This is a genomic window from Agathobaculum sp., assembly GCF_050946325.1.
Lineage (GTDB): Bacteria > Bacillota > Clostridia > Oscillospirales > Butyricicoccaceae > Agathobaculum.
Map to the genome: position 1 here is coordinate 1 of NZ_JBMNUP010000071.1, position 8,844 is coordinate 8,844.

10 protein-coding genes are annotated in these 8,844 nt (G+C 58.1%); 8 read left to right on the forward strand and 2 right to left on the reverse strand.

Translation table 11 applies throughout. The features are described 5' to 3' along the window. Positions 1-271 precede the first annotated feature (271 nt). The 4 genes from ACOYIE_RS06805 to acrA all read left to right on the forward strand — a co-directional run bounded on the left by ACOYIE_RS06805 (position 272) and on the right by acrA (position 4,238). Entirely contained in the window at positions 272-751 is a 480-nt protein-coding gene (locus tag ACOYIE_RS06805; protein ID WP_433411679.1) for a low molecular weight protein-tyrosine-phosphatase, read from the forward strand. A gap of 390 nt (positions 752-1,141) precedes the next feature. Then, positions 1,142-2,284 carry an acyl-CoA dehydrogenase gene (locus ACOYIE_RS06810; RefSeq protein ID WP_433411682.1) on the forward strand — a complete coding sequence of 381 codons (1,143 nt, stop codon included), beginning with the start codon at positions 1,142-1,144 and terminating at the stop codon, positions 2,282-2,284. A gap of 16 nt (positions 2,285-2,300) precedes the next feature. Then, positions 2,301-3,101 (forward strand): acryloyl-CoA reductase electron transfer subunit gamma, encoded by an 801-nt coding sequence (acrB, locus tag ACOYIE_RS06815; RefSeq protein ID WP_433411685.1) that lies wholly within the window; start codon positions 2,301-2,303, stop codon positions 3,099-3,101. An 18-nt stretch (positions 3,102-3,119) separates the two neighbouring features. Further along, complete coding sequence (gene acrA, locus ACOYIE_RS06820; protein WP_433411687.1) at positions 3,120-4,238, forward strand: acryloyl-CoA reductase electron transfer subunit beta; 1,119 nt, start codon at positions 3,120-3,122, stop codon at positions 4,236-4,238. A 155-nt stretch (positions 4,239-4,393) separates the two neighbouring features. On the opposite strand, the gene aguB is transcribed toward acrA, so the two are convergent. Next, on the reverse strand, positions 4,394-5,257 hold the full coding sequence (aguB, locus tag ACOYIE_RS06825; protein WP_433411689.1) for an N-carbamoylputrescine amidase: 864 nt from the start codon (positions 5,255-5,257) through the stop codon (positions 4,394-4,396). 27 nt (positions 5,258-5,284) lie between these two features. After that, positions 5,285-6,379 carry an agmatine deiminase gene (gene aguA / locus ACOYIE_RS06830; RefSeq protein WP_433411691.1) on the reverse strand — a complete coding sequence of 365 codons (1,095 nt, stop codon included), beginning with the start codon at positions 6,377-6,379 and terminating at the stop codon, positions 5,285-5,287. 127 nt (positions 6,380-6,506) lie between these two features. Here aguA and ACOYIE_RS06835 point away from each other — a divergent pair, with 127 nt between their 5' ends. The 4 genes from ACOYIE_RS06835 to rsmI all read left to right on the forward strand — a co-directional run. Continuing rightward, positions 6,507-6,992, forward strand: coding sequence for a hypothetical protein (locus tag ACOYIE_RS06835; protein WP_433411693.1), 486 nt, complete (start codon positions 6,507-6,509; stop codon positions 6,990-6,992). Positions 6,993-7,084: 92 nt separating this feature from the next. Further along, entirely contained in the window at positions 7,085-7,468 is a 384-nt protein-coding gene (locus ACOYIE_RS06840; protein WP_433411695.1) for a metal-dependent transcriptional regulator, read from the forward strand. Between the two features lie 57 nt (positions 7,469-7,525). Beyond that, positions 7,526-8,215 (forward strand): tRNA1(Val) (adenine(37)-N6)-methyltransferase, encoded by a 690-nt coding sequence (locus tag ACOYIE_RS06845; protein ID WP_433411697.1) that lies wholly within the window; start codon positions 7,526-7,528, stop codon positions 8,213-8,215. A 20-nt stretch (positions 8,216-8,235) separates the two neighbouring features. Beyond that, positions 8,236-8,844, forward strand: a 609-nt coding sequence (gene rsmI / locus ACOYIE_RS06850; RefSeq protein WP_433411699.1) for a 16S rRNA (cytidine(1402)-2'-O)-methyltransferase, incomplete at its 3' end; no start/stop codon positions are given.

The following is an 8,844-nucleotide window of genomic DNA, read 5'->3' on the forward strand; positions in this document are numbered from 1 at the left end:
CAGACATCAGTGTAACCTTGAACACTTACACCCATGTGAATTTTGATGATGCAAAGGAAGAAGTATATCGGATAGCGAATAGTTAAAAAAGCCCGTTGGTAAGGACGCTTGCTTTACCAATGGATTTACCAAGATTGCAGGGAAAAACATAAGAAAATATGAGAAGATTTGAGAAGATACCTTGAAAAGAAAGGAAAACTCAAAAGTCGGAAAACCCTGAAATATCAAGCGTTTGAGAAGAAATACAAGACTTAAATGGAGATATAAAAAGATGATTAGAGTATTATTTATTTGCCACGGCAACATCTGCCGCAGCCCAATGGCGGAGTTCGTGCTGAAGGATCTGGTGCAGAAAGCCGGTCTGGAGGCGCAGTTTCATATCGAGTCCGCCGCCACCAGTACCGAGGAAATCGGCAACCCTGTTTATCCGCCTGCCCGGCGCAAACTGGCCGAGCACGGCATTGGCTGCGCCGGCAAAACGGCGCGCCGGCTTCGGACGGCAGACTACGCCGCCTTCGACCTGCTGATCGGCATGGATCAGGCCAATCTCCGCAACATGCGCCGCCTGTTCGGCGGCGATCCTGCCGGTAAGCTGCACCTGCTGCTGGACTACACCAGCCGCCCCGGCGAGGTCGCTGACCCATGGTATACCGGCAATTTTGACGCAACCTGGCAGGATGTCCTTCTCGGCTGTCAGGGACTGCTTACCCGTTCTAAAGCAAATACCGCAGCGCAGCCGCCCCAGCGATAACCGCTGGGGCTTTTCTTTTTCCTTCGCCGCTGCTGTTTTCTCCTGTTTTGGACCATTTGTCCCTTGTTGCGGTATCGGTTCCGCGAATGATATTGTTAATTTTATAACTATTTCTGTCGATTTTATCGGCAATATAAACAAAAAAGCGGTTTTTTCTGCTGTTTTTTATCACTCTCTCCATCTGTTTTCCAATTGACGAACGTCCTTCCGTGTGGTATATTGAATAAAGAATCATAAATTAACACTAATATCCCCAATATTTACTTAATTTCACCCAATTATTTTCAGAAAACGGTTCCGTAAAACCGTCTCACTCTTCCATATGGCAGACCGCCGACGCTCCGTCGGCCTCGGCAATAGACGAAACGATTGACAAAGGAGATTAAGAACATGGATTTCCATCTGACACGCGAACAAAATATGATCCGCCAGATGATGAAAGACTTCACCGAAAACGAAGTCAAGCCCATCGCCGCGGAAACTGACAAAACCTGCGTTTATCCGCGCGAGACCATCGAAAAACTGTTTGACATCGGCGTTATGGGTATGATCGTCCCCAAGCAGTATGGCGGCGCCGGCGCAGACGACCTCTGCTCCGCTATCGCGATTGAAGAGCTTTCCAAGCAGTGCGCTTCCACCGGCGATATTCTGGCAACCCACAACGGCCTGTGCTGCGGCCCGATCCTGCAGCACGGCACGGAAGCGCAGAAGCAGAAGTATCTGCGCATGCTGACCGAAGGCCACAAGGTAGGCGCGTTCGCGCTGACCGAACCGGATGCCGGTTCCGATGCAGCAAAGGGCACCTGCGTGGCTGAGCTGGACGGCGACCACTATGTTCTTAACGGCTCCAAAATCTTTATCACCAACGGTTATGTCGCCGACGTATTTGTCGTCTTCGCCATGACCGACCGTTCCAAGGGCACCCGCGGCATCTCCGCTTTCATTGTAGAAAGCTCGTTCCCCGGCTTCTCCGTCGGCAAGCATGAGGAAAAGCTCGGCCTGCACGGCTCGCCCACAGCGGAAATTGTGTTCACCGACTGCATCGTTCCCAAGGAAAACCTGCTCGGCCAGGAAGGCAAGGGCTTCAAAATTGCCATGCAGACGCTGGACGGCGGTCGTATCGGCATCGCTGCGCAGTCGCTCGGCATCGCAGAAGGCGCAATGGAGGAATCCATCAAGTTCGCCAAGACCCGTGAGCAGTTCGGCCGTCCGATCTCCAAGTTCCAGAACACCCAGTTTGTCTTTGCCGATATGCACGTTGCCATTGAGGCCGCACGCCTGCTGACCTATAAGGCCGCCTGCAAAAAAAACGCCGGCGAGCCCTTCACCGTTGACGCTGCTACGGCCAAGCTGTTTGCTTCCGAAGCTGCCATGAAGATCACCACCAAGGCAGTGCAGGTTCACGGCGGCTACGGCTACACCAAGGATTATCCGGTGGAGCGCATGATGCGCGACGCCAAGATCACGGAAATTTACGAGGGCACGAGCGAAATCCAGCGCGTCGTTATCTCGGGCAACATTCTCGGCAAGTAAGGAGGACTACAGAACTATGAAGGCAATTGTATGTGTAAAGCAGGTTCCGGACACCTCCGGTAAGGTAGCAGTCAATCCGGACGGCACGCTGAACCGTGCATCGATGGAAACGATCACGAACCCTGATGACCTGAACGCAGTAGAAGCAGCCCTGCAGCTGAAGGACGCAACGGGCTGCAAGGTAGTTGTTGTTACGATGGGCCCCCCGCCGGCAGAAGGCATGCTGCGTGAGCTGCTTGCCCGCGGCGCGGACGAGGCAGTACTGGTTTCCGCGCGTGAGTTCGGCGGTTCGGATACGTTCGCAACCTCCCAGATTCTCGCGGCAGCGGTAAACAAGGTTGGCCTGGAGGAAGGCGACATCGTATTCTGCGGCCGTCAGGCAATTGACGGCGACACCGCGCAGGTAGGTTCGCAGATCGCGGAGAAGCTGCACATCCCGCAGATCTCCTACGCGGCAGACATCAAGGTAGAGGGCAACACCGTTACCGTAAAGCGTATGCTGGAGGACGGCTACATGACGATCCAGGCGAAGACCCCCTGCCTGCTGACCTGCATCAAGGAGCTGAACACCCCGCGTTACATGTCTCTGAGCGAGATCATGGACTGCTACTCCAAGCCGGTTGAAGTATATGATTACAACACCCTCAAGGACGATCCGCTGATCGATCCCACCACCATCGGCCTGAAGGGTTCTCCCACCAACATCTTCAAGAGCTTCACCCCGCCGCAGAAGGGGCAGGGCAAGATGCTCGAGGGCGCGGACAAGGCGACTGCTGAGGCTCTCGCTGCCGAGCTGCTGAAGAAGCACATTATCTAATCGAAAGGAGAAACTATAATGGCTGATTTCAATAACACGAACCTCGCCGATTTCAGCGGCGTATGGGTATTCTGTGAGCAGCGTCAGGGCAAGCTGCAGCCGACCGTGCTGGAGCTGATCAGCGAAGCGCGCAAGCTTGCGGACGATATGGGCACCGAGGTATGCGGCCTGCTGCTGGGCGGCAAGGGCGTAGGCGACGCGATGGCAAAGGAGCTGGGCGCGTACGGTGCGGACAAGGTTCTCGTATGTGAGGACGACCTGCTGGAGACCTACACCACGGATGCATATGCAAAGGTGCTCTGCGATACGGTAATGGCCAAGAAGCCGGAGATCATGCTGATCGCGGCAACCAACATCGGCCGTGACCTGGGCCCGCGCTGCGCAGCCCGTCTGCACACCGGTCTGACCGCAGACTGCACGCATCTGGACGTAGACGTAGAGAAGTATGCAGCATTCCTGCAGGAAGCATCCACGCTGCCGCAGGCGCAGATTGACGCGCTTGACCGTGCAGACCGCAACCTGAAGATGACCCGTCCGGCATTCGGCGGCCACCTGATGGCGACCATCATCTGCCCGCGTTTCCGCCCGCAGATGGCGACCGTTCGTCCTGGCGTTCTGAAGCGCGGCGAGTACGACGAGGCAAAGGCAAACGCTGTAGTAGTTGAGCAGATTGCTGCGAACCTGAGCGACGCCGACCTCGAGACCAAGGTACTCGAAGTTGTTAAGGAAGCCAAGGAGCTGGTAGACCTGACCGGCGCTGAGGTTGTTGTATCCGTAGGCCGCGGCATCTCCAAGGATGTTGAGAAGGGCATCAAGCTGGCGGAAGAGCTGGCAGCCGAGTTCAACGGCGCCGTTATCGGCGGCAGCCGTGCGGCGATTGACGCAGGCTGGCTGACGGCAGACCACCAGGTAGGCCAGACCGGCAAGACCGTACATCCGAAGCTGTATGTTGCGCTGGGCATCTCCGGTGCAATCCAGCACAAGGCCGGCATGCAGGATTCCGAGTGCATCATCGCGGTGAACAAGGCGGATTCCGCTCCGATCTTCGACGTAGCGGACTACGGCATCTGCGGCGACCTGTTCAAGGTTGTTCCGCTCATGATCGACGCCATCAAGGCTGCCAAGGCTGCCAAGTAAGCGGTTGGCTTCCAGGGAAGGCCTCTCTCTTCTTTGTACCTCCTATTGAACGCTTTATACCTCTCTTGCACCCCTTCGCCTTCCCTGTTCACAACATAAAAGCCCTTCGCCGGTCTCCGGCGAAGGGCTTTCTTCATTTATTCCGTTTTCCCGCTTTATCCATAGTGATGGATGGCGCCGTACATCTCCGGACGGCGGTCGCGGAACACGCCCCAGCTGCGGCGCAGCTCGCGGATCTCATCCAGATCAAAGGTGTGCGTCAGAATGCAGGCATTGTCGCGGTCCGCCTGCTCGACCAGCGCACCGGTCTCATCCGCGATGAAGGAAGAACCGTAAAAGGTCAGCGCGGAGGACTGTTGCAAATTTTCTTCGCTGGGCAGCACGGTTTCCGTGCCGATGCGGTTGGCGGCGATCAGCGGCATGATATTGGCCGCCGCATGTCCCTGCATACAGCGCCGCCAGTGCGGCATGGAATCGCAGTCCAGAATCGGCTCCGAGCCGATGGCGGTGGGGTAGAACAGCAGCTCGGCGCCCATCAGCGCCATGCAGCGGGCGGATTCCGGGAACCACTGGTCCCAGCAGATGCCCACGCCGATTTTGGCGTAAGCCGTGTCCCACACGCGGAAACCGGTATCGCCCGGTGTAAAATAGAACTTTTCCTGATAGAGCTGGTCATCCGGGATATGGGTCTTGCGGTACTGACCGAGCACCGAGCCGTCCGCATCAATGATGGCAACGGTGTTGAAGGTCGTGTTGCCCGCGCGCTCATAGTAGCTGACCGGCAGCACCACACGGAAATCCCGTGCGACCTTGCGCAGCGCGTTGACCGCTGGGTTTTCTTCCAGCGTGGTGGCCAAATGATAGTTTTCATAGGTCTTTTCCTGGCAGAAATACCAGTTTTCAAACAATTCCGGCAGCAGGATGATCTGCGCGCCCTGCGCGGCCGCCTGCTGCACTTTTTCCACCGCGTCCTCCAGCCCGTAGGTCATCTGGATTGCGGCAACGGTTACTTTGCTCATCTATGGCTCTCCTTTTCATGTGGTGTATTATACCATCGGGATTTGCTGGGTGATGCAGTGGATGTTGCCGCCGCCGATCAGGATATCCCGCGCGGGAATGGCAACCACCTTGCGTGTGGGGAACAGCTCCTGCAAAATGGCCTGCGCTTTTTCGTCCATCGGATCGCCGAAGGCGGGCATGACAACTGCGCCGTTGGCGATGTAAAAATTGACATAGCTGGCTGCCAGCCGTTCGCCCGGGGTGCGGGTCGCCTCGCCGCCGCACAAATCCAGACCGCGGCACTCCTCTTCGGTGATGGTGACCGGAGCAGGCAGCGGCAGCTTGTGTACGCGGATGCGGCGGCCCTGCGCGTCCGTTGCCGCTTCCAGCGCGTCCAGACTGGCCTTGGACAGCGCATACTGCGGGTCGTTTGCGTCATCCGTCCACGCCAGCACGACCTCGCCCGGCGCGGTGAAGGCGCAGATGTTGTCCACATGTTCGTTGGTTTCGTCATTGTAAATGCCGCGCGGCAGCCATATCACCCTGGAAACACCGAGATAGGCGCACAGCGTCTGCTCGATCTGCTCCCGGCTGAGGGCAGGGTTGCGCCCTGCGCTCAGCAGGCACGCTTCGGTGACAAGTGCGGTGCCCTCGCCGTCCACATGGATGGAGCCGCCCTCGCAGATAAAATCGCGCTTGTCGTACACGTCGTTTTCCAGCAGGTCGCAGAACTTACGCGCCACGCGGTTGTCGCGCTCCCAACCGGGATACAGACCGTCCACCGTGCCGCCCCATGCGTTGAAGCCCCAGTCGATGCCGCGGCGGCGGCCGCAGCCGTCGATGACAAAGGTCGGGCCGACGTCACGCGCCCATGCGTCGTCCGTCGCCATCACAACCAGCCGGACCCGATCGGGCAGCTGGGCGCGGGCGTTGTCGTACTGTTCCTCCGAGCAGAGCACGGTCATCTTTTCGCTTTCGCTGATCGCTTCGATCACGCGGATAAAGGCGCGGCGCGCTGCATAAGCGCCGTACTGCCAGGAGTCTGCCCGCTCGGGCCAGATCATCAGGCAGCCCTCATGCGGGGCAAATTCCGCAGGCATGAAAAAACCGTCCTGCGCGGGCGTAGTGTGCAATATTTTCATACTTCATTCTCCATTTATTTTATCTCCGTACATTAGATTACAACATTTCGATTTAACTTGCAACGGTTTCCGGCATATGTTACACTAAATATACATTTGCTGCAACCTTTTTGTCAGGAGGACCCGCATGACTACCTATCCTTATCTGTATACTGACGTTCAGCCTTACCGGCCGTTTTTCAGCCTGGTGCTTCCCATGCTCGCGCTGCTGGCCGTGCTGGCGGGCGGCCTTGCGCTGTATTTTCTGTTTGTGCGCCGTCCCAACACGTTCCAGGGCGCGGCGGCGAGGCTGCACGATTTTTTTAACTTTCGCACGTTTTTTACCGACCGGCTGCTGCGTATGATGTACGCCGTCACGGCGGTCGGTCTTACGGTGTACAGTCTGTTTCTGCTGTTCACCCATTTTTTCGCTGCCTTTCTGGTGTTTGTGCTGGGCAACCTTGCCGCGCGGCTTGCATTTGAATTTGCCATGCTGCTGCTCGGCCTTTGCCGGGATGTGCGCGAACTGAACCGCAAAACTGCGCCGCCTGCCGAGCCGCAGTCTGCCGCAGCACAGCCGGGTCCGGCGCCGCATGCGGACGAGCCGGAGCCGCCGCAGGCCCCGTTGCCGTAACCCCCATCGGCTTGCAAAAAAGCCGTCGGCATGCTATGATAAAAGAAACAGAAAAATGGGCACACCGCCCCCTGCAAGGAGATGAGAACGCTTTGAAGATGCAGGAAAGCGCCGAAAACTATCTGGAGGCCATTCACATTCTTCAGCAAACCAACGGCTCCGTGCGCTCCATTGACGTGGCGCACTATACCGGTTTTTCCAAACCCAGCATCAGCCGCGCCGTCGGCCTTTTGCGGGATAACGGCTATGTTTCCATTGATGACAACGGCCTGCTGTACCTGACCGAGTCCGGCCTGCAAATTGCCGAAAACATCTACGAACGGCATACTGTGCTGACCAATCTGCTCGTCCAAATCGGCGTTGCGCCCGATACTGCGCAGGAAGACGCCTGCCGGATCGAGCATGTCATCAGCCAGCAGACTTTTGACTGCATCAAGGCGTACGCCCGGCAGCACGCCGCGGCGGACGGCGTATAACCGGAACCAAAGACCGGCCCCCAGGGCCGGCCTTTTCGCTTTGAAAGGAGGATATCCATGGCGCTCTCATGTGAAACGCTGCCCAACGGTCTTACGCTGCGGCAGGATGACCGCTATTTCAAACTGGGGCAGGACAGCGTGCTGCTGTCCGCCTTTGCCCGCCCGCGGCGCAATGCCCGTGTGCTCGATCTGGGCTGCGGCACCGGCGCGCTCTCCCTGCTGATTTACCGCCCTGACCTGAAAATCACCGGACTGGAGCAGCAGTCCGGCCCGCTGGAGCTATTCCGCGCCTCCATTGCGGATAACGGCGTAGAAATGACGGCGCTCCAGGGCGATCTGCGGAATATCCGCACGCTCATTCCGCACGGCAGCATGGATTATGTCATCTGCAACCCGCCCTATTTCGACCGGCACGCCGGAAAAAGCGCAGACGCGCCCGCGCACCGCATTGCCCGCCAGGACAGCAGCTGCACCGTGGAGGATATTGCCGTGGCGTCCTCTTTTGTGCTGCACACGGGCGGTAAGGCTGCCTTTGTCTTCCGCCCCGAACGATTGTGGACGCTGCTGGAAGCGCTCTCGCGCGTCCGGCTTGTGCCCAAGCGGATGCGTTTTGTGCACCAGAACCCGTCGGCCGCGCCGTCCGCCGTTCTGGTCGAGTGCCGCAAGGGCGGCAGCGGCGAGGGGCTGGTTGTGGAGCCGCCGCTGCTGGTGGAGAGCGAAGAATACCGCTCTATATACAAAAAATAATTTTTAGAGGAAATATAGCTATGAGTAATGTTTCTTTATATCTGGTTGCCACGCCAATCGGAAACCTGGGCGATCTCTCCCCCCGCGCCAGGGAGGTGCTGGCTTCCGTTGACTTCATTGCGGCCGAGGATACCCGCGTCACGCAAAAGCTGCTGAACGCCTGCGAGCTGCCCAAAAAGCCGCTCATCTCCTATTATCAGCACAACCGGCGCGCGCGCGGCGAAGAAGTGCTGGCCCGCATGCTGGCAGGCGAAAGCTGCGCGCTGGTGACCGACGCGGGCACGCCTGCCGTTTCCGACCCGGGCGAGGACCTTGTTGCGCTGTGCGCCGCGCATGATATTCCGGTGATTCCGGTGCCCGGCTGCTGCGCCGCCGTGTGCGCGCTGGCGGCATCCGGCCTGCCAACCGGACGATGGTGCTTTGAAGGCTTTCTGTCCGTCAACAAAAAAGCGCGGCGCGAGCATCTGGACGCGCTTGCAGGCGAAAAGCGCACCATGATCTTCTATGAAGCGCCGCACAAGCTGTGCGCCACGCTGCGCGATCTTGCCGCCGCTTTCGGCGGCGCGCGCCGCCTGTCCATTTCGCGCGAGCTGACCAAACTGCATGAAGAGACGCTGCGCATGACGCTT

Bases quoted from the DNA above. Each gene is read 5' to 3' on its own strand.
- ACOYIE_RS06805 (WP_433411679.1), top strand. From the start codon at position 272: ATGATTAGAGTATTATTTATTTGCCACGGCAACATCTGCCGCAGCCCA.
- ACOYIE_RS06810 (WP_433411682.1), top strand. From the start codon at position 1,142: ATGGATTTCCATCTGACACGCGAACAAAATATGATCCGCCAGATGATG.
- acrB (WP_433411685.1), top strand. From the start codon at position 2,301: ATGAAGGCAATTGTATGTGTAAAGCAGGTTCCGGACACCTCCGGTAAG.
- acrA (WP_433411687.1), top strand. From the start codon at position 3,120: ATGGCTGATTTCAATAACACGAACCTCGCCGATTTCAGCGGCGTATGG.
- aguB (WP_433411689.1), bottom strand. From the start codon at position 5,257: ATGAGCAAAGTAACCGTTGCCGCAATCCAGATGACCTACGGGCTGGAG.
- aguA (WP_433411691.1), bottom strand. From the start codon at position 6,379: ATGAAAATATTGCACACTACGCCCGCGCAGGACGGTTTTTTCATGCCT.
- ACOYIE_RS06835 (WP_433411693.1), top strand. From the start codon at position 6,507: ATGACTACCTATCCTTATCTGTATACTGACGTTCAGCCTTACCGGCCG.
- ACOYIE_RS06845 (WP_433411697.1), top strand. From the start codon at position 7,526: ATGGCGCTCTCATGTGAAACGCTGCCCAACGGTCTTACGCTGCGGCAG.